The following is a 22,907-nucleotide window of genomic DNA, read 5'->3' as shown; positions in this document are numbered from 1 at the left end:
GCTCCTTATTTAGTAGCTGCTTGCGAACTACTGGCGGGGGCTACAGGCATTTTTGATGCTGAATTTGTGGCTGCAGGCACATACGGCACCGGCTTGACGGTCATACCGGGGTCATGGGCCTTGATGAAGCCATCCACCAGCACGCGGTCGCCATTCGCGAGGCCTTTGGTCACAATCCACTGCCCTTTGCTCCAGCCGTCCAGCTCGACCGGACGAGGTTCCAGTTTGTCGTCCTTGGAGACGACAAACACCATTTTGCCCATCGGACTGTCAATCACGGCACGCTGGGGCACGCTCAGGCTGTTGGGGCGGTTCGCGCCACCCAGCATCACACGGACAAATTGGCCCGGGCGTAACACACCGTCCGGGTTGGGCAGTTCGGCGCGAACATCAAAGCTGCCGGTTTGCGCGTTGACCCGTTCGCTGGCGAAGTTGAGTTTGCCGGTGCGCGGATAAGTGCTGCCATCAGCCAGCTTGACGTTGACCGTAAAACCCAGGCTGCCATTGGCAGCGCGCTTGCCCGGCACATTCATCTGGCCGTTGTTGAGCTGCTGCGTCATGTGCAGCAAATCGCTCTCGGACACGCTGAAGTTCACATACATCGGATTGGTTTGCACCAGGGTGGTCAGCAGGCTGTCGGTGCCGGACACCAGGCTGCCTTCGGACTTGGTTGCCGCACCGGTCGTACCGCCGATGGGCGCCAACACCTTGGTGTAGCTCAGGTTCAGCCGCGCTTCTGCGGCCTGGGCTTGCACTTGCTTGAGAGAGGCCTCGGCCGACTCCAGGGCCGACTTGCTGTCGTCAAACTCTTTTTGGCTGATGGCTTTTTCAGCGGCCAACGGGCCCAGACGGGCCGCGTCACGCCGCCCCTGGTTGACTTTGGCCGTGGCGACCGCCACTGCGGCCTCGGCTGAGGCCACCTGGGTCTGGAAATTGGCCGGGTCAATCTGGAACAGCGGCGTGCCAGCCTTCACGGTGGCCCCTTCCTCAAACAAGCGCTTTTGCAAAATACCTGCCACACGCGCCCTCACCTCGGTTTCACGGGAGCCAGCGGTTTGCCCCGTGTACTCCAGTTCGATTGGCTGGGCCTTGGCCTGAACGGTCACCACGGCCACTTCCGGCGGGGGCATGGCGCCGCCCGCACCGGCTGGAGCTCCGGCTGTCTTGCCACAGGCCACCAGCGCCAGGGGCAGTGCCAAAGCCATCAAGGGCAGGAAACTGCGCGAGGCTGGCGAGCGAGAATTCGGGAGGTGAATTGAATTTGAGAAAATCAGAGGAATTGACATAGGTCTATTGATATTTAAATTCGGTGATGTAGTATCACATACATTCATGACTGTTTATTGTTTTTATGGGTAGTAACCCGCAGGTAACCGAACGCAATGGCTAGAAAAACCAAAGAAGACACCGACCAAACCCACGCCGCGTTGCTGGAGGCCGCTGCCCAGTTGTTTTTCGACAAAGGGGTGGCACGCACGACGCTGAATGACATTGCGGTGGCCGCCGGTATGACGCGGGGCGCCATCTACTGGCATTTCAAGGACAAGGCGGACCTGCTGCAGGCCTTGTTCAGCCAGGCCATGCTGCCGATGGAGGCGATGCTGGCCGAACTCACCGTTTGCACGCAGGTCGACCCGCTGGGCGCCTTGAGGCACATGTGCGTGCACTCCTTCAAAACATTGGCCGAGTCGCCGCAACAACAGCGCATCTTCGGGATCATGTTTCACAAGTGTGAAAACACCGGTGAAGCGGCGGCCGTGGTGGAGCGCGAACTGGAATGTCGTGATGAGTGCATGGGCCGTTTTCAAAACATCCTGCAGCAAGCCGTGAACCAGGGCCAGTTGCCCGCCGATACGGACGTGTTTTTAAGCCTTCACATCATCCACAACTTCATGATGGGCACCATGAGTGAATGGTTGTTGGTTCCCGCCAGCTATCCGTTGGCAACCGTGGCACCCGCCATGGTCGATATGCTGCTGGCAGGCTTGAGGACCAACCCACCGCGCCTCAATGGCAAGGTGACCAGCCCGCGGTAGACCGGCTTGTCCATCCACTGCGGGGCACCGTCAGCCCGTTGGATTTCGGGCCAGCGCTGGAGTATCTGGCCAAAGACCATCTCGACTTCCATGCGCGTCAGCGCCGCGCCGATGCACACATGGGGGCCGGAGCCAAACGAGAGCGAACTGCCCTCACTGCGGGTGATGTCCAGCGTGTCGGGCTGGGTGTAGCGCGCCGGGTCGCGGTTGGCCGCCCCGATCAGGGGCACGACCAGCTCGCCGCGACGCAACTGCTGGCCATGCAACACCAGATCCGTGCTCACCCGCCGGCCGGTGTACTGCACCGGGCTGTCAAAACGCAGCAGTTCACGCACGGCCCCCGGCAACAACGCAGGTTCTTGCTGCAAACGGCGCCACTGCGGCGGATGGGCCAACAAGGCTTGCAGACCACTGCCCAGCAGGTGGCGTGTGGTTTCAAAACCGGCAAACAGCAGCATGGCGCACTGCGCCAGCAATTCGGCACTGCCCTGAATCTCGCCAGCCGCCTCGGCCTGTACCAAGCGGCTCACCAGGTCTTCACCCGGGTCACGGCGTTTGAGTTCAATCAGCGATTCGAAGTAGCGGCTCATGGCCACCAGGCTGGCCTGCGCACGGCGGGCTTGCTCCCGCGTGGGTTGCACCGCACCAATAAACGTCGCGAGATCGTCCGACCAGGCCAGGAATTCAGCCTGCCCCAGGTTCTCGATGCCCAACAGCAGCATGATCACCCGCGCGGGCAGCGGCCGGGCCACCGCCTCGATGAAATCGAAGTGGTCCAGGCCCTCCACCTGGTCGAGCAGCTCCGTGATGACCTGCTCAATGTGTGGCACCAGCTTGTGGATCACATCGGGCCGAAAACCCGCGTTCAGTACCTTGCGGATGCGAGGATGGTCGGGCGCGTCGAGAAACAACAAAGCCCGGGCGAACAGGCGTTGGAAATCGGCCAGCTCGCCGCGCGCACCTTCGCGGTCATTGACCCAGGCCCCCGTGCGCTGGGCAGAAAAGCGCGGATCGCGCAAGACCATTTCCACATCGGCATGGCATGTCAAAAGCCAGGCGCCACCGAAGAACTCCTCACTCCAGTGAATCGGACCCGCGTCCCGCAGGGCCTGGTAGGTCGGGTAAGGATTGACATGAAACGCATCACCCAGGATGCGCTTGCCCACCACCGGCCCGGTCAGCACGGCGTTCATCAGGCCGTTGGCTGGAGCGGTGCAGGCCGCTGTCCCTGCACATTCAATCCAAGACGCGCGAACAACTGGCGGTCCCGATCGGCCTGGGGGTTGCTGGTGGTGAGTAGTTTGTCACCGTAAAAAATGGAGTTGGCACCGGCGGCAAAACACAGCGCCTGCAAGGCCTCGTCCATCTGCTCGCGTCCGGCCGACAGGCGAACCATGGTGCGCGGCATGGTGATGCGGGCCACCGCAATGGTGCGCACAAACTCGAACGGGTCCAGCGGCTCGGTGTTGGCCAGCGGGGTCCCCGCCACGGCCACCAGGTTGTTGATCGGCACCGACTCGGGGTACGGGTCGAGGTTGGCCAGCTGCGCAATCAGGCCTGCGCGTTCGAGCCGGGACTCCCCCATGCCGACGATGCCGCCACAGCAGACGTTGATACCGGCCTCGCGCACATGGCCGAGTGTGTCCAGGCGGTCCTGGTAGGTGCGGGTGCTGATGATCTTGTCGTAAAACTCAGGCGCGCTGTCCAGGTTGTGGTTGTAGTAGTCCAGCCCGGCGTCCTTGAGTGCCTGGGCCTGCTCCGCCTCGAGCATGCCCAGCGTCATGCAGGTTTCCAGGCCCAGGGACCGCACTTCGCGCACCATCTCGGTGACGCGCTCCATGTCGCGCTCCTTGGGGCTGCGCCAGGCAGCCCCCATGCAAAAGCGCGTCGCCCCCTGGTCTTTGGCGGCTTGCGCCGCTTCCATGACTTCGGCCAGCGGCATCAGCTTGGTGGCGTCAATGCCGCTGTCGGCGGTAGATGCCTGCGGGCAATAACCACAGTCCTCGGCGCAACCGCCGGTCTTGATGGAAAGCAGGGTCGACAACTGCACCTCATTGGCATCAAAGTGCTCGCGGTGCACCTGCTGGGCGCGAAACAACAAATCCATGAAGGGCAGCGCATACAGGGCTTGCACATCCAGAACCGGCCAGCGTTGGTGAAATTTGGGGGCCTCTGTACGCGCCGGTGCCGGACGCAGCGAGGAAACGGGAACCAGGGTGATGGTGGTCATGTCGTGTCTTTCAGGTAGAAGCCAGGAAGGAAGAGGTGGCAGTAAAAATGGTGTGCAGGGCGGCACCGTCCAGATGGACGGCGACGGCCGCTGGCGTGGGGTCGGGCAAGTAGGGCACCACGCCCAGACAGGGGCTACCCTGCAGTTGCAGACGCTGGCGCAACGTGGCGACATTCTCGTCCAGCCACGGCATGTCCGGGGTGATGACGTTGCCCACCCACCCGGCCAGCGGCAAGCCACAGGCACGTACCGCTTGCGCCGTGAGCAGGGCATGGTTGATACAGCCCAGACGCAGGCCGACCACCAGCACCACGGGCAGCTGCAGGTCGACCGCCAGATCAACACTGTCCCAATCGGCGCCCATGGGCACACAAAAGCCGCCCACACCCTCCACCACCAGCACGTCGGCGCGTGCCGCCAGGGCGTGGGCCGAGCGCAAGAGGACGGCGCGGTCAATCGTCTGCTCCTGGAGTGCCGCCGCAATGTGGGGCGCACAGGCGGCCTCGAACTGCAGGGGGCCTACTTCGGCGTCGGTCAAGACCAGTGAACTGGCGTCGCGCAGGGTGCGCACATCGTCATTGACCCACTGGCCATGGATCAAACTCGTGCCAGCCGCCACCGGTTTGAAGCCGGCGCTGCGCCAGCCCTGTTGGGTACACCAGTGCAGCAACGCTGCGCTGATGCGGGTCTTGCCCACTTCGGTGTCGGTGCCGGTGACGAAGCAACCCGGCAACGGGGCCAGCGCCGTCATGCCAAGGCTCCGGTCAAGTCCCTGGCAGCACGGGCCAGCCCGTCAACCAGCCGCTGCACGTCGTCGCTGCTGTGCGCAGCGCTGAGCGTGATGCGCAGACGGGCCGTGCCAGCAGGTACCGTGGGCGGACGGATGGCCGGTACCCACAGACCCTGGGCATCCAGCGCTGCCGCCAGCGCCAGAGTGGCCGTGTTGTCACCCACGATCACCGGCTGGATCGCGGTGCTGGAGTCCACCAGGCGCCAACCCAGCGCAGGGTAGGCGGCCAGCAGGGCGGTGAGTTGCGTGCGCAACTGCCCGATGCGTTGTTGCAGGTGGGCGCGTCGCTGGTCGCCTTCTGCCCCACCCATCAGGCGCAGGCTCTCACGCAGCGCATGGGCCACGGCCGGGGGTGCCGCGGTGGTGTAGATGTAGGGACGGGCGGCCTGAACCAGCCAGTCGATGATGGTCGGGTGCGCGGCCACAAAAGCACCGCCCACCCCGGCCGCCTTGCCAAGCGTGCCCATATAGATCAGGCGTTCGCTCTTCAATTCAAAATGCGAGAGGCTGCCGCGCCCTTGCGCACCGAGCACCCCAAAGCCATGGGCATCGTCCACGATCAGCCAGGCATCAAAACGTTCCGCCAGCGCCAGCAGAGCGGATAAATCGGCCAGATCACCGTCCATGCTAAAGACAGCGTCGGTCACGATCAGCTTGATCGGGGTCGTGCAGCGCGCCAGTTGGCTCTCCAGCGTGGCGAGGTTGCGGTGAGGATAACGCTGCAGGGTCGCCTTGGCCAACAGGGCCCCGTCGATCAGCGAGGCGTGGTTGAGTTTGTCGGCAAAGATCGTGGCGTGGGCATCGCCCAGGGCCGTGAGCAGCGCCAGGTTGGCCATGTAGCCGGTACAAAAGTAGAGCGCCTGGGCATCCGGAATACACGGTGTCAGCCAATGGGCGAGATCGTCTTCCAGCGCAGCATGGGCGCGTGAATGGCCGTTGATGAGGTGAGACGCGCCGCTGCCTGCGCCAAAGCGCTGTGCACCGTCCGCCAGCGCCTCAATCAAGGCCGGGTGACGGGCCAGACCAAGGTAGTCGTTGCTGCAAAACGCCAGCATCTCGCGGGCCGGTTGCCCATCCCGGCTGACGCGCTGGTGCGGCGCACAGGGTGACTCTGCGATGCGGCGCTGGCGTTTGAGCGCCTGCGCTTCGCGCTCACGCAGTTGGCGGTTCAGGTGCTCGATCAGCATCGGAGGGACTTTGGCTTAAAACATCGTTGAGCGTGGCGATGACCCGGTGGGCCAGCCAGTGGGCGAGTGCTTCATTCAGCACATAGGGCGGCATCAGGTAAACGGTGCGCCCGATCGGGCGGATCAGCAGTTCGTGCGCACGCCCGGCCAGGTGAAAGCGCTCGGCAAACCGCGGACCCGCGAACGCTTCGCGCACGTCAAAGGCCCAGATCATGCCGATGTGACGCCAGTGTTCGATGCGGGCATCGCTTTGCAATGGCGCCAACGCAGCGCTCAGTGTGGCCGCCTGCTGCCGGTTGTTGCTCAGCACCTGGGCCTGTTCGAAACGGTCAAGCACGGCCAGTGCCGCGCGGCAAGCCAACGCGTTGCCTGTGTAGGAGTGCGAATGCAGAAAGCCGCGTGCCACGTCGTCATCAAGAAAGGCTTCATAAATGTGATTGCGCGATAGCACCAGGGACAGCGGCAGGTAGCCACCGCTGATGCCCTTGGACAGGCAGACAAGGTCGGGCCAGATCCGGGGCTCGTCCGGCAACGATGCCTGCTCGAAGGCAAAAAAGGTGCCGGTGCGCCCGCAGCCCACCGCAATTTCGTCGGCAATCAGGTGTACTTCGTACTGGTCGCACAGGGCGCGCACGGCGCGCAGGTAAGCTGGGTCGTGCATGGCCATGCCGGTGGCGCCCTGTACCAGCGGCTCCAGGATGACGGCGGCGATGTGGTCGTGACGTGCAGCCAGCAGGGTCTGCAATTCGGCCGCCGCACGCAGGGCGACCTCCAAGGCGGACTCGCCCGGGGCCGCCTGGCGCGCGTCGGGCGACATGACCTGGTGCGATCGCATCAGCAAGGGGTCATAGGCATCGCGGAACACGGCCACGTCGGTCACCGCCAGTGCGCCCAGCGTCTCGCCATGGTAGCCCTGGCGCAGGCAGACGAATTCCTGTTTGGCGGGGCGCCCCCGGTTGCGCCAATAGTGAAAGCTCATCTTGAGTGCGATCTCGACGGCCGAGGCACCATCACTGGCGAAGAAACAATGCCCGAGCACGCCGCCGGTCAGGCTGGACAGGCGTTCGGCCAGTTCCACCGCCGGCGCGTGGGTGCAGCCAGCCAACATGACATGCGGCAACGTGTCGAGTTGGTCTTTGAGGGCGGCGTTGATGCGTGCGTCAGCGTGGCCAAACAGGTTGACCCACCAGGAGCTGCTGGTGTCGAAGTAACGCTGCCCGGCATCATCAAAAAGCCAGGGTCCCGCGCCGCGAACGATGGCCAAGGGCGGCACAGTGGCGGCCCGTCGCATTTGCGTACAGGGATGCCAGACGGCCGCCACACTGCGCTGGGCTAGCGAGGCTGCGGGCTGACCGCCATCAACGTACCCCATCACAGGTGCTGGGTTGGCACCTGGTGGCGCAACGCGGTCTGTTTGTTTTTGTCGTTCACAAACACGAGCCGGGGCACGTGTGCGGCGACCTGGTCGTCATGCACCTGAGCAAAAGCCGCGATGATGATCAGGTCGCCCACGGCAGCGCGCCGCGCCGCTGAACCGTTGACCGAAATCATGCCGGAGCCGCGCTCCCCTTTGATGGCGTAGGTGATGAAGCGTTCGCCATTGTTGATGTTCCAGATATGGATCTGCTCGTTCTCGGCAATGTTGGACGCCTCCAGCAGGTCTTCATCGATGGCGCAAGAGCCTTCATAGTGCAGTTCACAGTGGGTAACGGCGACGCGGTGAATTTTGGATTTGAGCAAGGTGCGAAACATGGTGGTCCGAATGGATGGGCCGCCTCTTGATGCGGCATACCGATGCCGGAACCTCGACGCGTACGGTGGATTGATTGGGCCTACGTCCTGTTGAGGAGCCCCCTTGGGTTCATTTTAGGCAGCGCCATGAACTAAATTTTGTATTAGCTTATATCAATATCAAACTAAGACGCAGCTACCACGTATCAGGGGTCGACTCAAAATCGTCTATTGCCTATGCGGCTGAGTGCCTACAAATGCACCGTAAAAGTGCGTTTTATTGATGAACCTCTCTAAAGCGCGCCCATATAGTCGCACTGCACCAATTTTGTGCAATACTAGGGTATTCCCTAGTAGATAAATTATTCCGAATAATTTTATTTCCGCATGAAGCTCATTATTTTCCTCCTGGCCTTGATTCGCTCCGCCTTCCAAGCGAATAGCCATGCATCTTTCAGCCAGGAGCGACGAGCCTTGGAAGACTATTTGAGTCAAGCCAGCTCGATTGCCGAGTTGGAATACCGCGAGCGCCAGTGGCTTGGGTCGCGCGCTTCGGGCAACGCTTTTTGTCAGGCATCCAACCCCCTTTGAATTTTCAAGAGAATCACCATGAGCATCCTTGCTTTTATTAAATCCCTTTTTGCCGAACACACTTTTATCGCTGGCGAGCGCGTCAATCACATTCGTCGGGGCGCCATTCAACAGACTGACGGATATGTGGTCGCAAAGACTTTCGGCGGCATCTTGGTTGAATGGCCCCGTGGCGGCGCCAGCGTGATTCCCGTCACCGAACTTTGCGTCATCGGCTAAAACCAACTTGTCATCTGCGTGGGCGAACACACAGATGAATTCCTGACAAATCAGTAACATTTCTTTGAGAGTCATCAATGAGCTCTTCAACTGCAAATTGTTCAATGCTTGTCAAGGAGCCACAAACATGGGAAGCACCGCATCGCAAGGCATGGCGAGTCAGGCGCCGACCACGCCATCGATAGTTTTTCCCCGAGTATTGGCACGGAGTCGCGCCATGAGTGATTGGGAGCGCTACCTGCTCTTGACCGTGCTGGGCCCGGTTTTTTGGCTGCAAGGCAAGTATGTGCGCCGCGTCACACCGCGCTTGCCGGAGCCGCCGGGAACACGAGAAGGCATTTCAGGCCAGGGACCACTGGTTCGGATTCTTGTGGCGGGGGATTCGGCGGCTGCAGGCGTCGGGGCATCCACACAAGACGAGGCACTGTGTGGGCAACTGGTTCGTCGCCTCAGTGAACACTTCACCGTCGTCTGGCGACTGGCGGCCGTCAATGGCCTTGATTCACCCGGATTGGCCAAACTTCTGGCAGATGTCCCCACTTGCCAGTTCGACGTCGTCGTCCTGTCGATCGGCGTCAACGATGTGACCAGCCTCCGGTCACCCCTTCAATGGCTGAATTGGCAGAACCGCCTGGCGAGTGTCATTGATGAGCGATTCAATCCCAGCCTGCTGATTCACAGTGCCGTCGCACCAATGCATGCCTTTACGGCGCTGCCCCAGCCTTTGCGATGGTTCATGGGTCGTTGGGCACTGGAGATGAATCGTCTTCTGGCCAGAATGCTCTCAGGTCAGCAACGGCGCACCATGCATTGGCACCCCAAGACAGCAGCATCTCTGGGTCTGGCAATAGATGGTTTTCACCCAGGCCCCTATGGCTACGCCCTTTGGGCTGCGGGCTTGTGTGAACATATTTTGTCAGCCAACACGGTGTTGCGCTTGAGCGCGGTACAAAATGAAACAGCCAAATCCGCTCAAAACCAGACCGTCTTCAAATCCTAAACAACACTCTTCAACAAAATGCCTCCGAATTTCCCACACCAGTCCCAATTCATCGGCGCGGTCTTGTTGAATTGCATTGACAAATATCTATGACCTCACAGCAAGACATCAACTGAAAATGCTGGCATCCTGACGTTCAGACCATAGGCCCGCGACGGGCACCAAGGAGTTTTTATGTTTAACTTTTCAAGTCAATACAAACAACTTGCCGCCGTTGGTGTCGGTGCAGCGGTCCTGCTTGTTTTTAGTCTACTGGTACTCCGCGGGGACCGGGCTGAGGCGCAAGGCATCATGTCGACTCCTGCTTGCCAATGCTCTGCGTCTACAGCCATACCCAGCATGTCCACGAACGTCGTGCATTGCCTTTGTGGCGCCATGTCTTGCGTCATCAGTGAGCATGGCGGACGAGGCAAGAATACGAGTCTGATGCAATGCGTCAAGTAGCAATCGACAGCCATAAAAAAGCCCGCAAGTTTCGCAACTTGCGGGCTTTTTACTTGAGACTCACTTAGCGAGCAGGGCGGGCAGGACGTTTTTGCGCGTCACGTGGCACAAATACCTTGCCGCCATTACCGGGTTTTGCACCCATGGGCTTGCCAAAGGCAGGCTTGCGGGCACCAAAGTCGCCACGTGGAGCACCGAAATCACCGCGGGGAGCGCCGCCTCCTTCATTGCGTGCGCCAAAATCGCCACGCGGGGCTCCAAAGTCACCACGAGGTGCGGGAGCGTCGTTGCGGGAGCCGGCAAAGCGGTCGTTGAAACCACCTTTACGCTCATAGCTGCGGCCTTCTGGTTGACCGAAGCCGCCACCACCGCTATTATTTTGATAGCCGCCTGCGCCCGAATCACGTGGGCCGCCGGCATTTCTATCAGGAAAACCACCACGGCTCGCACCGAAGCCACCTGAACGGCCACCCCCACCGCCGCCGCCATAATTTCCACCGCGGGAATGATTGTCGTTGCCACCACGGCCGCCACCACCACCAAAACTATTTGGACGTGAGTCAGGGAAACGCTGTTGCGGCTCCATACCAAGAATGGTCTCACCCTTGAACTGATGATGCGTGTGGAACTCGATGTCCATGATCTTGCGGCGATCGCGGAACTCGGCAAACGTCACGGCGATACCGTCGCGTCCTGCGCGGCCAGTACGACCAATACGGTGTGTGTAATCTTCCGCCTTCATGGGCAAACCGAAGTTGAAAACGTGGGTTACCGTGGGTACGTCAATACCGCGGGCTGCCACATCGGTTGCCACCAGAATTTGCACTTGCCCTTGACGCAAGGCCATCAAACGGCGGTTACGCAAACCTTGGCTCAATGCACCGTGCAAAGCAACGGCGGAAAAGCCCTCTTGCTGCAGGTCATTGGCCAGGCCATCACACTCAATCTGGGTGCTGGCAAAAACAATAGCCTGATTGATCGTGGTGTCGCGCAACCAATGATCCAGCAACTTGCGTTTGTGTTGCGCGTTGTCAGCCCAGAACAGTTTCTGGCTGATGTTGGCGTGCTTTTCTTTAGGCGAAGCGATTTCCAACTTTTGCGGTTCACGCATCACACGAGCAGCCAACTGCTGAATGCGCGGTGCAAACGTGGCACTGAACATCATGGTCTGCTTGCGCTGGATGGTCAGCTGATTGATGTCGGCGAGGTCATCGGAGAAGCCCAGGTCCAACATACGGTCAGCTTCGTCAACCACCAAGAACTGAACTTGGTCCAGTTTGATTTGCATGGAACGTTGCAGGTCCAACAAACGGCCAGGCGTGGCCACCACCAGGTTGGCGTTTTGCAGCTTGGCAATTTGCAACTGGTAAGGCATGCCGCCCACAATATTGGCGACGCGCAGGCCGCGGCAGTGCTGGACCAGATCAATGGCGTCATGCGCCACTTGCTGTGCCAGTTCGCGGGTGGGGCAAACAATCAGGGCGCCAGGCGCCGCAGGGGCGAAATGACGTGGGTTGGTGGGATCTTTGCGCTTGGCACGCTTGGGAGGTGCTTCGCCTTTGGCCGTTGCTTCTGCAACAGCTTGCTCAAAGTCAGTCTTTTCCTTCGCTTCAGCCTGGGCCATCTGTGTCAACAGGGTGTGCAACACGGGCAACAGGAAAGCAGCAGTTTTGCCGCTACCTGTTTGGCTGGACACCATCAGGTCGATAAAACGCGCAGCATCGCCATCGGCGCTCACACCTTGCATGGCGAGAGGGATAGTTTTCAGCTGAACGGTTGTAGGCTGGGTAAAGCCCAGATCTTTAACGGCCTGGATCAGCTCTGGTGCAAGGCCCAGGGCCAAAAAGCCATTGGGCAGTTCTTCTGCGGGCTCAACGGCCTCAACAGCAGTAATCAGCTCTTCGCCTTGAACGACGGCATTCGTCATCTCAGCGGTGTCATTGGAGAAATTTTCGACAAGCGATGATTCGCCTGTCGCTTGGATAGCGTCAGTCATGTATTTACTCACACGCGAGCGCCGCAGGATAGGCGACTGCTCCGTCAATGGTTAAAAAACATCAACCATCAAACGGAACCTGCTCTGACTCACGTGGAGTTCAATCAGCGCTGGGGGTCCTTTTGTGTTGCCTCGCGGATGCGAATCAACTTTGGACCCAGTGAATGAAGGGAGATGTACAAATATGCGCTACTGTTTGCAGCGCAGCCTCGAATTATCACATAGATTCGGGTTTCTACCTAATCTAGTTCAATTTCAGGAAATGGTCCCGGTAGTGTTCGAGTTCATCAATGGACTCATGCACATCCGCCAGCGCGGTGTGTCGCTGCTGTTTTTTGAATGCGCTATACACCTCCGGCCGCCAACGCTTGGACAGTTCCTTGAGCGTGCTCACGTCGAGATTACGATAGTGAAAGAAGGCCTCCAACTTGGGCATGTACTTCACCAGAAAACGCCGGTCCTGGCCAATGCTGTTGCCACACATCGGCGACCCTTTCTTGGGCACGTACTGGCTCAAAAACTCCATCAATTGCGCCTCTGCCTCTGCTTCGAGCAGGGTCGATGCCTTGACCTTGTCGATCAAGCCGCTTTTGCCGTGCGTGCCTTTGTTCCAGGCATCCATCTTGTCAAGCTGCTCGTTGCTCTGATGGATCACCAGCACGGGACCTTCAATGCGGGACTCCAGCTTGGGCCCGGTCACAACCACGGCGATTTCAATGATGCGGTCGACTTCCGGCTCGAGACCGGTCATTTCACAGTCGAGCCAGATGAGGTTCTGGTCTGATTTGGCAAGCAATACGCCTGCGGGGGGGGTGTTCGTAACGTCCATGCCCCGAATTGTCGCTGATGGCCTAAACTCGGGCGCCATGTCTGATCCGAATCCATCCCTCACTTTTTCATTGGTGCTGACCTACGCTTTCGCGCTGACCTTGCTCTCAGGTTTGGTGCTGAAATTCTGGCTCAGTTCCCGGCAAATTCGCCATGTCGCACAACATCGCAACACCGTTCCCGCGGCCTTTGCGCAGTCCATCACATTGACAGCCCATCAAAAAGCTGCGGACTACACGGTTGCCAAAGCGCGACTGGGTCTGTTGGAAATGGCCGTTGGTGCTGCAGTCTTGCTGGGCTGGACGCTATTGGGCGGCCTCTCAACCCTCAATCAGTCGCTTTTGGCGTGGATGGGCGGGGGACTGGCGCAACAGGTGGCCCTGATTGCAGTCTTCGTTTTGATTGGTGGCGTGATTGATTTACCCGTGACGCTGTACCAAACCTTCGTGCTTGAAGAACGGTTTGGCTTCAACAAAATGACGCTCAAACTCTGGGTCATGGACTTTCTCAAGTCCAGCCTGATTGGGGCCGTCGTGGGCCTCCCCATCATTCTGCTGATGGTCTGGATGATGGGCACCATTGGCAGTTGGTGGTGGCTGTGGGCCTGGGGCGTGTGGATGGGCCTGAATCTGCTGCTGCTGATGATTTACCCCACCTTCATTGCACCGCTGTTCAACAAGTTTGCGCCGCTGGAAGACGAAACCCTCAAAACCCGGGTAACGGCCTTGATGAAACGATGCGGCTTCGCAGCCAAAGGACTGTTCGTGATGGACGGATCCAAGCGCAGCGCGCATGCCAACGCCTATTTCACGGGGTTTGGTGCCGCCAAACGAGTCGTGTTTTACGACACCTTGCTGGCCAAGCTGTCGGCCAATGAGGTGGACGCTGTACTGGCCCATGAACTGGGTCACTTCAAACACAAGCACGTCATCAAACGCATCGTGTCCATGTTTGCAATGAGCCTGGTGGGTTTCGCCCTGCTCGGCTGGCTGGCCACGCAAGCCTGGTTTTATACCGGCCTGGGCGTGCAGCCCAGCCTGAGTGCGCCCAATGACGCCCTGGCTTTGTTGTTGTTCATGTTGACGGTACCGGTGTTCAGCTTCTTCATCGCCCCTTTGTTTGCCCAACTGTCCCGCAAACATGAATTCCAGGCCGATGCCTACGCAATAGCCCAGACCAGCGGTCACGACCTGTCAACTGCGTTGCTCAAGCTGTTCGAAGACAATGCATCCACACTCACCCCTGACCCGATTTACGTGAAGTTTTACTACTCTCATCCACCCGCATCCGAGCGCCTGGCGCGGATGACGGGCTGAACCAGAAAGATCATCCATCATGCCCTCTATGATCAAGAAAAAAGACTGGTCAACCCAGACCAGACGTTCGATGACAGCTACTGAAGTTGTAGCAAATCTGGCGAAACTCGAAGGCTGGATCTTGACCGGCGACGATGCAGCCGTGGCCATTGAAAAGACTTTTACTTTTGCCAACTATTACGAGACCATGTCGTTTGTCAATGCGCTGGCCTTTATCGCCCACGCGCAAGACCACCACCCCGACCTCTCGGTGCATTTCAATCGATGCGTGGTGCACTTCAACACCCATGACGTGGGTGGCTTGTCAATGACTGATTTTGAATGCGCGTCCCTGGTTGACGCCCTCCTGCAATGACGACCTTCGCCAAGGCGCATACCTGATGGATCGCGCCACGCTTGACCGCGGTTTGATTGTGGCCAACTATGGCCGCCATTTTTTGGTCGAAACACCGGAGGGCAAACGACTGATTTGCCATTCCCGCGGCAAGAAAAGCCAGGGACTGGTGGGTGACAGGGTTCTTTGGCAGGCGTCCCGTGACGAAGGGACGATTGAAAAAATAGAAGAACGCCGCAACGTTTTTTATCGCCAGGACGAGGTCCGCACCAAATCCTTTGCGACTAACCTGGATCAGATCCTGATCCTGATTGCAGCGGAGCCCGAGTTCTCCAGCAGCCAGTTGTCTCGCGCCCTGATTGCGGCCGAAGCCGAGCACATCACGCCCATCATCGCGCTGAACAAAAGTGATCTGGTTGAGCCCTTTGCGCGCGCCTGGGAATGGCTGCTGCCCTACCGCAGAATGCATTACGGTGTGCTACCGCTCTCGCTGAAGCAATCGGGGGATGTGGACCACGTAGCGTTGCTCAAACTGCTTCACGGCAAGACCACGCTGGTGCTCGGCCCATCAGGCGCAGGCAAAAGTACCCTGATCAATCTGCTGGCACCCGGGGCACTCGCGCAAACCGGCGAGATCTCTCAGGCGCTGAATTCTGGCAAGCACACCACTACCAGCACGACCTGGTACTGGGTGGACAAGGACAAAACCACGGCCTTGATTGACTCTCCGGGTTTCCAGGAATTCGGCCTGAACCACATTGACCCGGCGCAATTGGCAGCCTACATGCCCGACCTCAAACCTTATGTGGCCAACTGTAAGTTTTACAACTGCAGCCATCTTCATGAGCCAGGCTGCGGCGTGATGGCGGCCATCAAACCAGACGGTAGCCCAGATGGAATCAGCGCGAACCGCTACAAAATTTATAGCGATCTATACGCCGAGTTAAGTCAGGCCCGCAAGTACTGACCCCAGCGCCTGCACCAGGGCATCGCATTGCGTCGGGGTGCCAATGCTGATGCGCAAGTATTGTTCAATGCGGGGCTGTTTGAAGTGCCGCACCAAGACACCTTGCGCCCGCAGCCCGGCAGCAATACCGGCAGCCTCATGCTGAGGATGCCGTACAAAAACAAAATTGGCCTGCGAAGGAAGTACCTTGAAGCCCAAGTCTTCCAGCGCCAGTACCAGCCCTTCCCGGGCACTCATCACGGCCTGGCGGGTTTGTTCGAAATAGGCCGTGTCTTCAAAAGCGGCCACCGCCCCAGCTTGGGCAAGCCGGTCCAGCGGATACGAGTTGAAGCTGTTTTTAACCCGCTCCAGCGCGTCGATCAAATGCCCCTGACCGCAGGCAAAACCCACGCGCAAACCCGCCAGAGACCTCGACTTGGACAACGTGTGCACCACCAGCAAATTGGGGTAACGGGCAATCAGGGGAATGGCACTCTCCCCCCCAAAATCCACATAGGCCTCATCCACCAACACCACACGCTGGGGGTGCATCTTCAAAAGTTGCTCGATCTCCTGACGCGGCAGCCCCATGCCAGTGGGCGCATTGGGATTGGCAATGACCACGCCCGCTACCGATTGATCGGTCGGCCGTGCGTAGGCGGCCACGTCCAGACCCATCTCAAGCGTCAGGGGAACCAGCTCAATGGGGATGTCATAGAGCCTGCAATAGACCTTGTAAAAGCTGTAGCTGATGTCGGGCATCAACAACGGACAACGGTGCTGAAAAAAAGCAAAGAAGGCGTGCGCCAGCACCTCGTCAGAGCCGTTACCGACGAAGACATGCTGTTCTGCAAGTCCGTGATGCCTGGCAATGGCTTGACGCAAACGGGACGCCTGCGGATCAGGATATAGCTGCAAGCCTTGTTGGGCCGCAGCCCCAATGGCGGCCATCACCCGGGGTGACGGGGGATAGGGGTTTTCGTTGGTGTTGAGCTTGACCAGATTCTCAATCTTGGGCTGCTCGCCTGGCTCGTAGGGAACAAGCCCCGTCACGACAGGACTGAGAAAAGAAGAACTCAACATCATTTCACTTTGTTTTTGATAGCAGCTCCCGCTGATACCACAAGGGCTACAGCCGAATTAAGCCTAAAAACTAACCCAAAAGACGAGCCAGGGTCAACAAGGCAAGCAACACCATCCACATCACCACCGTGCGCCAGACCAAACCGACGATGATCGCGAGATGGGCGATCTCGGGCGTTTGCCCTGGCGTGGACTCACTTTGCGCTGACGCGGTCAAACCATCCAGCGAGCTGTCAACCGGAACAATGGCCATATTCGCTGCGCTGCCTAACCGGATATTCACAGCACCCGAAGTGGCGGCCAAAATAACGCCGTCGTTATCACCGGCCTCACGCGGCTCATAGTTGCGCCAGCCGTCGATGGCCTCTTCGAAACTGCCCACCACCGCAAAACTGATCGCGGTAATGCGGGCGGGCACCCAGTCGATGACAGCCCAAGCTTTGGCGGCGGTGAGCTGCAGGGCTTCGCTGACGGGCTGATGGTGCGTCTTGCTCTTATGCTGCCAGTAGCGCGTGACGAATTCACTCAAGCGGTACAGCACCGCACCCGCCGGACCAAATCCAAATGCAGCGAACACCGAGAACCATGCCAGCACGCCAAAAACATGACGGTGTGCCGCCAGCACAGAATGTTCAATCACATGACGAACGATCTCACTGCGAGGCAATTCGCTGGCATCAATCTGCTGCCAGCTGGCCAACAGCTGACGAGCCAAATCCTCATCGCCATCTGCCAGGGCATCCCGAATTTCAGTGAAATGGAAGCTGAACTGCCGAAAACCCAACGTGGCATACAGCACGGCCACACTCCAGACCATGGCCACGGGCAAGCCGACAAACACATCCAGCAACCAGTAGATGACCAGCGCGGCAAGTGAAGGGCCGCCGACGGCAAACCCCCACGCCAGCCAGCCATGAAAAGACTGGCCCGCATCAAAATTGCGGGTGCTCCAGCGCACCCATGCGCGAACACTGGCGTGAACCGGATTACCCCGTCCAAGAGGTCGCGCCTGCTCCAAAAGCAGGGCTAAAAGCACAGAGATAAAGCTCATGCGTTCATCATAGCGGCACGGCGTGTCAAGACGACAGCAAGCGGTAGAAGTTACGCAGCATGCCTGCAGTAGCACCCCAGATAAACCGCTGCTTCACACCTTCAGGGGTGTGGTCCAGATAGGGCATTGAAAACCATTCACGCCTGACCCCTTCCCATTCGAAAACATGGCGCTGATGGTGGGCAGGGTTCATCAGGAATTCCAGAGGCACCTCAAACACATCAGCCACTTCAAACGTGTTCGGTGTCACCGTGAATCCCGGATCGACCAGGGCGATGACCGGCGTGATGATGAAAGCCGACCCAGTGACATAGTGCGGCATCACGCCGAGCACCTGAACATGCGAGGGATCCAGGCCGACCTCCTCCTGAGCCTCTCTCAATGCGGTGGCCGCCGCATCGGCATCTTCCGCATCTGCCTTACCGCCCGGAAATGCGATTTGTCCGGAATGTGTGGAAAGATGCAGGGTGCGCTCTGTCAGCAACACCGTCGGACGGTCGCGCATCACGATAGGCACAAGCACCGAGGCATGCAGGGGCAGGCGATTCGAAAAACTCTTCTCGGCCAGCACTTCAGGCGCCCATTCTGGCAGGGAGGCAAAACGCCGCCGCAAGGCGACCGGTTGAAGTGCCGACAGCGGCACCGGCGGCAGATGCGAATCGACGCCCGCCACCGGCACCAGCCGCGGATCAAAATTCGGCAGCCTGGACAAGGGCGGCAACGGGGATGCGGGGGTTTTGGAGGTCACAAAATGGGTATTGTTGCCACAAACAAAAAAGCCGCCACAAGCAGATGCTGGGGCGGCTTTTGCAAAACAGTGTGCTTTAAACAGCAGCTGTCTTGATTTTCTTGGCTGGCAATTTTTCTTTGATACGAGCCGATTTGCCGCTGCGATCGCGCAAGTAGTACAACTTGGCACGACGAACATCACCGCGACGCTTGACTTCAATGCCAGCGATCAATGGACTGTAAGTCTGGAACGTACGCTCAACGCCTTCTCCGCTGGAGATCTTGCGAACGATGAAGCCACTGTTCAGTCCGCGATTGCGCTTGGCAATCACAACACCTTCGTAGGCCTGCACACGCTTGCGTGTACCTTCAACCACGTTAACGCTCACGATAACCGTGTCGCCTGGGGCGAATTCAGGAATAACTTTCCCGAGACGAGCAATTTCTTCTTGCTCAAGAATTTGAATCAGATTCATGATTTTTCCAAATGATCTTGGTCGCGCCAGCGTCGGGATTGACACAAAAGCTTCGCTGCCAGAGCAACAAAGCGGCCAGCCAGAGGATCGGTAAGCCTTCTATTATAACCTGACTCAGTTATGTGCCGGGACTACACCGAGTCAAGCAAGGTCGGTGAGAAATTTCTCGTCCGTTGGTGTCAAGCGCCCGGCCGCCCTGGCATGAACGATCAACTCAGGTCGCTGTCGCGCGGTGATAGCCAACCGTTGCTCGCGGCGCCAGCGATCAATATTGACATGGTGACCGGACAACAGCACATCCGGCACTCCCCTGCCCGCCCAGCTTTCGGGTCGGGTGAAATGAGGACAATCCAGCAGGCCATCCAGTTCGGGGTTGAAACTATCCTGTAGATGACTTTCCGCCGTGTTCAAGACCCCCGGTTGCAAACGCGCCACGGCATCAAGCAGAGCCATGGCGGCTATTTCACCGCCTGACAAGACAAAATCACCCAGACTGATTTGCTCGGTGACATGCTCGTCAATAAACCGTTGGTCAATGCCCTCGTAGCGGCCACACACCAGTACGGCGCCAGGACCCTCTGCCAATCGGGCCACGGTGTTGTGGGTGAGTGATTTGCCTGCGGGCGAGAAAAGAATAACCGGGACGATTGCGGCGCGCTGGGCGCGGATGGTCTTCAGACATTGGTTCAAAGGCTCGGCCATCATGACCATGCCCGGACCACCACCAAACGGGCGGTCGTCCACGCGCCGGTAGTTACCTTCAGCGTGATCACGCGGGTTGATCAGACGCACATCAACCAAGCCAGATTCGTACGCGCGACGCGTGATGCCGCTGGTCAGTAGCGGCGCAAACAATTCAGGAAATAAGGTGACAACGTCAAACCGCATGAGGCAAGGCTCAGTAGTCGGCTTGCCAGTCCACGAGAATGCGCTTGGCCAGCAAATCGACGTCATCAACGTAGACCGACACAAAAGGAATCATTCGCTCCTGCATCTTGCCATCAAGCTCGTAGTCCATGACCAAAACGGTCTGAGCGCCCGTGGATAGCAATTCCTTGACAACACCAAGCGTCACGCCTTCACGATTGACTACATTCAGACCAATGAGGTCCACCCAGTAATATTCGTCTTTTTCGGCTGCTGGAAAGCTGGATCGGGACACGAAAATTCGTGCGCCACGCAAAGCTTCCGCGGTTGTACGGTCGTCAACCTCACGCGCCGATGCAACTACAGTGTTGGAGTGAATCTTGGCTTCGACGATCGCCAATTTGGCGACGCCAGAGAAGGTTTTGGCCCCTCTCTCGGATGGCATCAAAAACCATCGCTTGGAAGAAAAAAGCGCCTCGGGATCGGCGCTGTGCGGCAGGACTTTGAACCAGCCTTTGATGCCCCAAGCATCCGCGATGCGCCCAACTTCGATAGCATCCGCCGGCAAATCGGCGGCTTCAAGGCCGGGCAACATCACTGCTTGATCAGGCTGCTTTTTTGGCAGCTTGATTGATCAGGCGTTCCACCGTAGGTGAGGCCTGAGCGCCAACACCTCTCCAGTACGTCAGGCGATCCTGAGCAATACGGATGCTTTCTTCATTGGCCGTGGCGATAGGGTTGTAAAACCCGATACGCTCGATAAAACGGCCGTCACGACGGGTACGCTTGTCAGCAACAACGATATTGAAAAACGGGCGTGCTTTTGCACCGCCACGGGCGAGTCGAATGACGACCATGATTTATCCTTTGGGTGGCGGAGTTTTATTTCCACCAATTATTCTGCACTTAATCCAGCGTTTGAGACACGCGACATGGCCACCCGGCCAGCGACACACTGGATAGCCTTCTATTATAACGTTTCCTATATTTATGCCTATCATTCGCCCCAGCCTGCCCCAAGATATTCCCGCTATCACAGCCATTTATGCGCATCATGTGCTTCATGGCACCGGCACTTTCGAGATCGACCCCCCCTCTCAAAGTGACATGTCAAACCGCCGTGACGACGTCCTGTCCAAAGGACTGCCGTACCTGGTCGCCGTGGACGGCGAAACAGTTCTGGGCTTCGCCTATTGCAACTGGTTCAAACCCCGCCCGGCCTACCGATTCTCCGCCGAGGACTCTATTTATCTGGCGCCTGGGGCCCAAGGCAAGGGGCTTGGACGTGCATTACTGACCGAACTCATGGCGCAGGCAGAAAAAGCCGGTGTGAGGAAGCTGATTGCCGTGATTGGCGACTCTGCCAACACCGGCTCCATTGGCGTTCACGAATCCGTAGGGTTTACCTTGGTCGGCGTGCTCAGATCTTGCGGCTGGAAATTTGATCAATGGCGCGATGTGGTCATGATGGACAAAGCCCTGGGCTTGGGTGACACCACAGCCCCTCAACCATAATCAGGAGTCATGAAAAACAAAACATTTGCCGCTTGGCTGACTTTCATCGGCGGGCCATTGGGGCTGCACCGTTTTTATTTGCGGGGCATGGGTGACACCCTCGGCTGGCTGTTGCCACTGCCCACGGCCCTCGGGCTTTACGGCATCGAACGGGTCCAACTGAATGGTCTGGATGACCAGTGGAGCTGGTTGTTGATTCCCCTGCTGGGCTTCACCATGGCGGGTTGCGCTCTGACGGCCATCGTCTACGGGTTAATGACGCCAGAAAAATGGAATGCGCGTTTCAATCCATCCGCATCGCCCGATGCAACGCCTGGCCGCACCAACTGGTTCACCATCGGCGCGATTGCACTGGCTCTGCTGGTTGGCACCACGGTGCTGATGAGCAGCATTGTGTTCAGCTTTCAACGCTACTTTGAGTACCAAGTTGAAGAAGCCCGCAAGATTTCACAATAAAAAAGCCTGCAGCCCTTGCTGAATGGGCGCAGGCAGCTCTATTTTTTATAGCATCAGAAAAGCTGGAGGCTGACCCAGTAGGCGATGGCCGCCACAAAGGCACTGGCGGGAATGGTAAATATCCAGGCCCAGATGATGTTGCCAGCAACCCCCCAACGCACAGCACTGGCCCGCTGAACCGAGCCCACGCCCACGATTGCCCCGGTGATGGTATGGGTCGTTGAGACAGGCACGCCCAAGGCGGTGGCAGTGAACAAAGTGATCGCGCCGCCAGTCTCCGCACAAAAACCGCCAACCGGCTTGAGTTTGGTGATTTTCTGGCCCATGGTTCTGACGATGCGCCAACCGCCGAACATCGTACCGGCACCAATCGCCACGTAACAACTAATGACCGCCCACAGAGGGGGCGCCGCATCGGCAGCGCTGGCATAACCGGTCGCGATCAACAGCATCCAGATGATGCCGATGGTTTTTTGCGCATCATTGCCCCCATGCCCCAGGCTGTAGGCGCCTGCGGAAACCAGTTGAAGACGGCGAAACCATTTGTCAACTTTCAGTGGGCGGGTGCGGCGAAAGACCCAGGCTACCAACACCATCATCATGGAGCCCAACAAAAAACCCAACAAGGGTGAAATGAAGATGAAGGCCACCGTTTTCAGGATACCCGCCGAAATCAGGACACCCGCGCCAGCCTTGGCAATCACCGCCCCCACAATGCCGCCAATCAAGGCATGCGATGAACTGCTCGGAATGCCGTAGTACCAGGTGATGAAATTCCAGGTGATAGCACCCAGCAAGGCACCAAACACCACATGGGTGTCAACGACCCCGGGTTGCACAATGCCTTTGCCCACCGTGGCAGCCACACTGTAGTGAAAGATGAAAATAGCTACGACGTTAAAGAAGGCGGCAAACAACACAGCCTGACCGGGCTTTAAAACGCCGGTTGACACCACCGTCGCAATCGAATTCGCAGCATCATGAAACCCGTTCATGAAGTCAAACAGGATGGCGAGCACCACCAGCAACACCACCACCCACAGGGCTGTTTGTACGCTTTGCATTATTCAGAGTCTCCCGAA

The 22,907-nt window shown here is 58.5% G+C and carries 26 protein-coding genes; 9 read left to right on the top strand and 17 right to left on the bottom strand.

All coding sequences use genetic code 11. The features are described from left to right. Nucleotides 1-5: 5 nt before the first annotated feature. Entirely contained in the window at nt 6-1,286 is a 1,281-nt protein-coding gene (locus AC097N_RS06450; RefSeq protein WP_479580064.1) for an efflux RND transporter periplasmic adaptor subunit, read from the bottom strand. Between the two features lie 96 nt (nt 1,287-1,382). Between AC097N_RS06450 and AC097N_RS06445 the strand changes: the two genes are divergently transcribed. Then, nucleotides 1,383-2,036, top strand: coding sequence for a TetR family transcriptional regulator (locus AC097N_RS06445; protein WP_479580063.1), 654 nt, complete (start codon nt 1,383-1,385; stop codon nt 2,034-2,036). Here AC097N_RS06445 and AC097N_RS06440 read toward each other — a convergent pair. From AC097N_RS06440 to panD, 6 genes are read right to left on the bottom strand one after another with little or no spacing between them, the layout of a single operon-like run. Beyond that, entirely contained in the window at nt 1,934-3,229 is a 1,296-nt protein-coding gene (locus AC097N_RS06440) for a cytochrome P450 (RefSeq protein ID WP_479580062.1), read from the bottom strand. The two genes, AC097N_RS06445 and AC097N_RS06440, sit on opposite strands and share 103 nt — an antisense overlap. Continuing rightward, nucleotides 3,229-4,266 carry a biotin synthase BioB gene (gene bioB / locus AC097N_RS06435; RefSeq protein ID WP_479580061.1) on the bottom strand — a complete coding sequence of 346 codons (1,038 nt, stop codon included), beginning with the start codon at nt 4,264-4,266 and terminating at the stop codon, nt 3,229-3,231. The genes AC097N_RS06440 and bioB overlap by 1 nt, the downstream gene beginning before the upstream one ends. 10 nt (nt 4,267-4,276) lie before the next feature. Further along, entirely contained in the window at nt 4,277-5,017 is a 741-nt protein-coding gene (gene bioD, locus AC097N_RS06430) for a dethiobiotin synthase (protein WP_479580060.1), read from the bottom strand. Then, nucleotides 5,014-6,243: an 8-amino-7-oxononanoate synthase gene (bioF, locus tag AC097N_RS06425; RefSeq protein WP_479580059.1), complete on the bottom strand. Its 1,230-nt coding sequence runs from the start codon at nt 6,241-6,243 to the stop codon at nt 5,014-5,016. Before bioF ends, bioD begins: the two co-directional genes overlap by 4 nt. Continuing rightward, nucleotides 6,209-7,615, bottom strand: a complete 1,407-nt coding sequence (gene bioA, locus AC097N_RS06420; RefSeq protein WP_479580058.1) for an adenosylmethionine--8-amino-7-oxononanoate transaminase — start codon at nt 7,613-7,615, stop codon at nt 6,209-6,211. Before bioA ends, bioF begins: the two co-directional genes overlap by 35 nt. Beyond that, nucleotides 7,615-7,995 carry an aspartate 1-decarboxylase gene (gene panD / locus AC097N_RS06415; RefSeq protein ID WP_479580057.1) on the bottom strand — a complete coding sequence of 127 codons (381 nt, stop codon included), beginning with the start codon at nt 7,993-7,995 and terminating at the stop codon, nt 7,615-7,617. Before panD ends, bioA begins: the two co-directional genes overlap by 1 nt. A gap of 366 nt (nt 7,996-8,361) precedes the next feature. On the opposite strand from panD, the gene AC097N_RS06410 reads away from it, so the two are divergent. From AC097N_RS06410 to AC097N_RS06400, 3 genes are all read left to right on the top strand, one after another. Continuing rightward, nucleotides 8,362-8,565 carry a hypothetical protein gene (locus AC097N_RS06410; protein WP_479580056.1) on the top strand — a complete coding sequence of 68 codons (204 nt, stop codon included), beginning with the start codon at nt 8,362-8,364 and terminating at the stop codon, nt 8,563-8,565. An 18-nt stretch (nt 8,566-8,583) separates the two neighbouring features. Continuing rightward, on the top strand, nt 8,584-8,784 hold the full coding sequence (locus AC097N_RS06405; protein WP_479580055.1) for a hypothetical protein: 201 nt from the start codon (nt 8,584-8,586) through the stop codon (nt 8,782-8,784). A gap of 217 nt (nt 8,785-9,001) precedes the next feature. Continuing rightward, nucleotides 9,002-9,784, top strand: coding sequence for an SGNH/GDSL hydrolase family protein (locus tag AC097N_RS06400; protein WP_479580054.1), 783 nt, complete (start codon nt 9,002-9,004; stop codon nt 9,782-9,784). A 508-nt stretch (nt 9,785-10,292) separates the two neighbouring features. Here the strand turns inward: AC097N_RS06400 and AC097N_RS06395 are convergent. Next, the gene (locus AC097N_RS06395; protein ID WP_479580053.1) at nt 10,293-12,224 is read right to left on the bottom strand and encodes a DEAD/DEAH box helicase; all 1,932 of its coding nucleotides are present in this window, start codon (nt 12,222-12,224) and stop codon (nt 10,293-10,295) included. Between the two features lie 244 nt (nt 12,225-12,468). Further along, nucleotides 12,469-13,053: an oligoribonuclease gene (gene orn / locus AC097N_RS06390; RefSeq protein ID WP_479580052.1), complete on the bottom strand. Its 585-nt coding sequence runs from the start codon at nt 13,051-13,053 to the stop codon at nt 12,469-12,471. Nucleotides 13,054-13,090: 37 nt separating this feature from the next. Here orn and AC097N_RS06385 point away from each other — a divergent pair, with 37 nt between their 5' ends. From AC097N_RS06385 to rsgA, 3 genes are read left to right on the top strand one after another with little or no spacing between them, the layout of a single operon-like run. Beyond that, the gene (locus AC097N_RS06385; RefSeq protein WP_479580051.1) at nt 13,091-14,368 is read left to right on the top strand and encodes a M48 family metallopeptidase; all 1,278 of its coding nucleotides are present in this window, start codon (nt 13,091-13,093) and stop codon (nt 14,366-14,368) included. Between the two features lie 19 nt (nt 14,369-14,387). Continuing rightward, a complete protein-coding gene (locus AC097N_RS06380) occupies nt 14,388-14,723 on the top strand; it encodes a 4a-hydroxytetrahydrobiopterin dehydratase (protein ID WP_479580050.1) in 336 nt (111 codons plus the stop codon). A gap of 25 nt (nt 14,724-14,748) precedes the next feature. Next, complete coding sequence (gene rsgA / locus AC097N_RS06375) at nt 14,749-15,669, top strand: ribosome small subunit-dependent GTPase A (protein ID WP_479580049.1); 921 nt, start codon at nt 14,749-14,751, stop codon at nt 15,667-15,669. Here the strand turns inward: rsgA and hisC are convergent. From hisC to rpsP, 7 genes are all read right to left on the bottom strand, one after another. Next, nucleotides 15,646-16,734: a histidinol-phosphate transaminase gene (hisC, locus tag AC097N_RS06370; protein ID WP_479580048.1), complete on the bottom strand. Its 1,089-nt coding sequence runs from the start codon at nt 16,732-16,734 to the stop codon at nt 15,646-15,648. The two genes, rsgA and hisC, sit on opposite strands and share 24 nt — an antisense overlap. 67 nt (nt 16,735-16,801) lie before the next feature. Further along, nucleotides 16,802-17,782, bottom strand: a complete 981-nt coding sequence (locus AC097N_RS06365) for a CobD/CbiB family protein (RefSeq protein WP_479580047.1) — start codon at nt 17,780-17,782, stop codon at nt 16,802-16,804. 25 nt (nt 17,783-17,807) lie between these two features. Continuing rightward, nucleotides 17,808-18,530 carry a CoA pyrophosphatase gene (locus tag AC097N_RS06360; protein ID WP_479580046.1) on the bottom strand — a complete coding sequence of 241 codons (723 nt, stop codon included), beginning with the start codon at nt 18,528-18,530 and terminating at the stop codon, nt 17,808-17,810. A 76-nt stretch (nt 18,531-18,606) separates the two neighbouring features. Further along, nucleotides 18,607-18,987, bottom strand: a complete 381-nt coding sequence (rplS, locus tag AC097N_RS06355) for a 50S ribosomal protein L19 (protein WP_479580045.1) — start codon at nt 18,985-18,987, stop codon at nt 18,607-18,609. A gap of 141 nt (nt 18,988-19,128) precedes the next feature. Next, nucleotides 19,129-19,875 (bottom strand): tRNA (guanosine(37)-N1)-methyltransferase TrmD, encoded by a 747-nt coding sequence (trmD, locus tag AC097N_RS06350; RefSeq protein ID WP_479580044.1) that lies wholly within the window; start codon nt 19,873-19,875, stop codon nt 19,129-19,131. 10 nt (nt 19,876-19,885) lie between these two features. Next, complete coding sequence (gene rimM / locus AC097N_RS06345) at nt 19,886-20,449, bottom strand: ribosome maturation factor RimM (RefSeq protein ID WP_479580043.1); 564 nt, start codon at nt 20,447-20,449, stop codon at nt 19,886-19,888. Nucleotides 20,450-20,459: 10 nt separating this feature from the next. Beyond that, nucleotides 20,460-20,711: a 30S ribosomal protein S16 gene (gene rpsP / locus AC097N_RS06340; RefSeq protein ID WP_479580042.1), complete on the bottom strand. Its 252-nt coding sequence runs from the start codon at nt 20,709-20,711 to the stop codon at nt 20,460-20,462. 133 nt (nt 20,712-20,844) lie between these two features. Here rpsP and AC097N_RS06335 point away from each other — a divergent pair, with 133 nt between their 5' ends. After that, complete coding sequence (locus tag AC097N_RS06335; protein WP_479580041.1) at nt 20,845-21,369, top strand: N-acetyltransferase family protein; 525 nt, start codon at nt 20,845-20,847, stop codon at nt 21,367-21,369. 9 nt (nt 21,370-21,378) lie between these two features. Continuing rightward, complete coding sequence (locus tag AC097N_RS06330) at nt 21,379-21,825, top strand: TM2 domain-containing protein (protein WP_479580040.1); 447 nt, start codon at nt 21,379-21,381, stop codon at nt 21,823-21,825. A 53-nt stretch (nt 21,826-21,878) separates the two neighbouring features. Here the strand turns inward: AC097N_RS06330 and AC097N_RS06325 are convergent, their stop codons facing one another. Beyond that, on the bottom strand, nt 21,879-22,889 hold the full coding sequence (locus AC097N_RS06325; protein WP_479580039.1) for an inorganic phosphate transporter: 1,011 nt from the start codon (nt 22,887-22,889) through the stop codon (nt 21,879-21,881). Between the last annotated feature and the right edge of the window lie 18 nt (nt 22,890-22,907).

This window comes from Rhodoferax sp. LS1R11, assembly GCF_056521395.1.
Note: the sequence above shows the minus strand (reverse complement) of the source record. Positions and strands in the feature narration are given on the sequence as shown.

What these genes read in the sequence shown, in the direction of transcription:
- AC097N_RS06325 (WP_479580039.1), bottom strand. Translation starts at nt 22,889, where the DNA reads ATGCAAAGCGTACAAACAGCCCTGTGGGTGGTGGTGTTGCTGGTGGTG.
- AC097N_RS06400 (WP_479580054.1), top strand. Translation starts at nt 9,002, where the DNA reads ATGAGTGATTGGGAGCGCTACCTGCTCTTGACCGTGCTGGGCCCGGTT.
- AC097N_RS06445 (WP_479580063.1), top strand. Translation starts at nt 1,383, where the DNA reads ATGGCTAGAAAAACCAAAGAAGACACCGACCAAACCCACGCCGCGTTG.
- trmD (WP_479580044.1), bottom strand. Translation starts at nt 19,875, where the DNA reads ATGCGGTTTGACGTTGTCACCTTATTTCCTGAATTGTTTGCGCCGCTA.
- panD (WP_479580057.1), bottom strand. Translation starts at nt 7,995, where the DNA reads ATGTTTCGCACCTTGCTCAAATCCAAAATTCACCGCGTCGCCGTTACC.
- rplS (WP_479580045.1), bottom strand. Translation starts at nt 18,987, where the DNA reads ATGAATCTGATTCAAATTCTTGAGCAAGAAGAAATTGCTCGTCTCGGG.
- rpsP (WP_479580042.1), bottom strand. Translation starts at nt 20,711, where the DNA reads ATGGTCGTCATTCGACTCGCCCGTGGCGGTGCAAAAGCACGCCCGTTT.
- AC097N_RS06335 (WP_479580041.1), top strand. Translation starts at nt 20,845, where the DNA reads ATGCCTATCATTCGCCCCAGCCTGCCCCAAGATATTCCCGCTATCACA.
- AC097N_RS06395 (WP_479580053.1), bottom strand. Translation starts at nt 12,224, where the DNA reads ATGACTGACGCTATCCAAGCGACAGGCGAATCATCGCTTGTCGAAAAT.
- AC097N_RS06450 (WP_479580064.1), bottom strand. Translation starts at nt 1,286, where the DNA reads ATGTCAATTCCTCTGATTTTCTCAAATTCAATTCACCTCCCGAATTCT.
- AC097N_RS06405 (WP_479580055.1), top strand. Translation starts at nt 8,584, where the DNA reads ATGAGCATCCTTGCTTTTATTAAATCCCTTTTTGCCGAACACACTTTT.
- rsgA (WP_479580049.1), top strand. Translation starts at nt 14,749, where the DNA reads ATGGATCGCGCCACGCTTGACCGCGGTTTGATTGTGGCCAACTATGGC.
- AC097N_RS06365 (WP_479580047.1), bottom strand. Translation starts at nt 17,782, where the DNA reads ATGAGCTTTATCTCTGTGCTTTTAGCCCTGCTTTTGGAGCAGGCGCGA.
- bioF (WP_479580059.1), bottom strand. Translation starts at nt 6,243, where the DNA reads ATGCTGATCGAGCACCTGAACCGCCAACTGCGTGAGCGCGAAGCGCAG.
- AC097N_RS06440 (WP_479580062.1), bottom strand. Translation starts at nt 3,229, where the DNA reads ATGAACGCCGTGCTGACCGGGCCGGTGGTGGGCAAGCGCATCCTGGGT.
- AC097N_RS06380 (WP_479580050.1), top strand. Translation starts at nt 14,388, where the DNA reads ATGCCCTCTATGATCAAGAAAAAAGACTGGTCAACCCAGACCAGACGT.
- bioD (WP_479580060.1), bottom strand. Translation starts at nt 5,017, where the DNA reads ATGACGGCGCTGGCCCCGTTGCCGGGTTGCTTCGTCACCGGCACCGAC.
- bioA (WP_479580058.1), bottom strand. Translation starts at nt 7,615, where the DNA reads ATGGGGTACGTTGATGGCGGTCAGCCCGCAGCCTCGCTAGCCCAGCGC.
- AC097N_RS06385 (WP_479580051.1), top strand. Translation starts at nt 13,091, where the DNA reads ATGTCTGATCCGAATCCATCCCTCACTTTTTCATTGGTGCTGACCTAC.
- AC097N_RS06410 (WP_479580056.1), top strand. Translation starts at nt 8,362, where the DNA reads ATGAAGCTCATTATTTTCCTCCTGGCCTTGATTCGCTCCGCCTTCCAA.
- rimM (WP_479580043.1), bottom strand. Translation starts at nt 20,449, where the DNA reads ATGTTGCCCGGCCTTGAAGCCGCCGATTTGCCGGCGGATGCTATCGAA.
- AC097N_RS06330 (WP_479580040.1), top strand. Translation starts at nt 21,379, where the DNA reads ATGAAAAACAAAACATTTGCCGCTTGGCTGACTTTCATCGGCGGGCCA.
- bioB (WP_479580061.1), bottom strand. Translation starts at nt 4,266, where the DNA reads ATGACCACCATCACCCTGGTTCCCGTTTCCTCGCTGCGTCCGGCACCG.
- hisC (WP_479580048.1), bottom strand. Translation starts at nt 16,734, where the DNA reads ATGATGTTGAGTTCTTCTTTTCTCAGTCCTGTCGTGACGGGGCTTGTT.
- orn (WP_479580052.1), bottom strand. Translation starts at nt 13,053, where the DNA reads ATGGACGTTACGAACACCCCCCCCGCAGGCGTATTGCTTGCCAAATCA.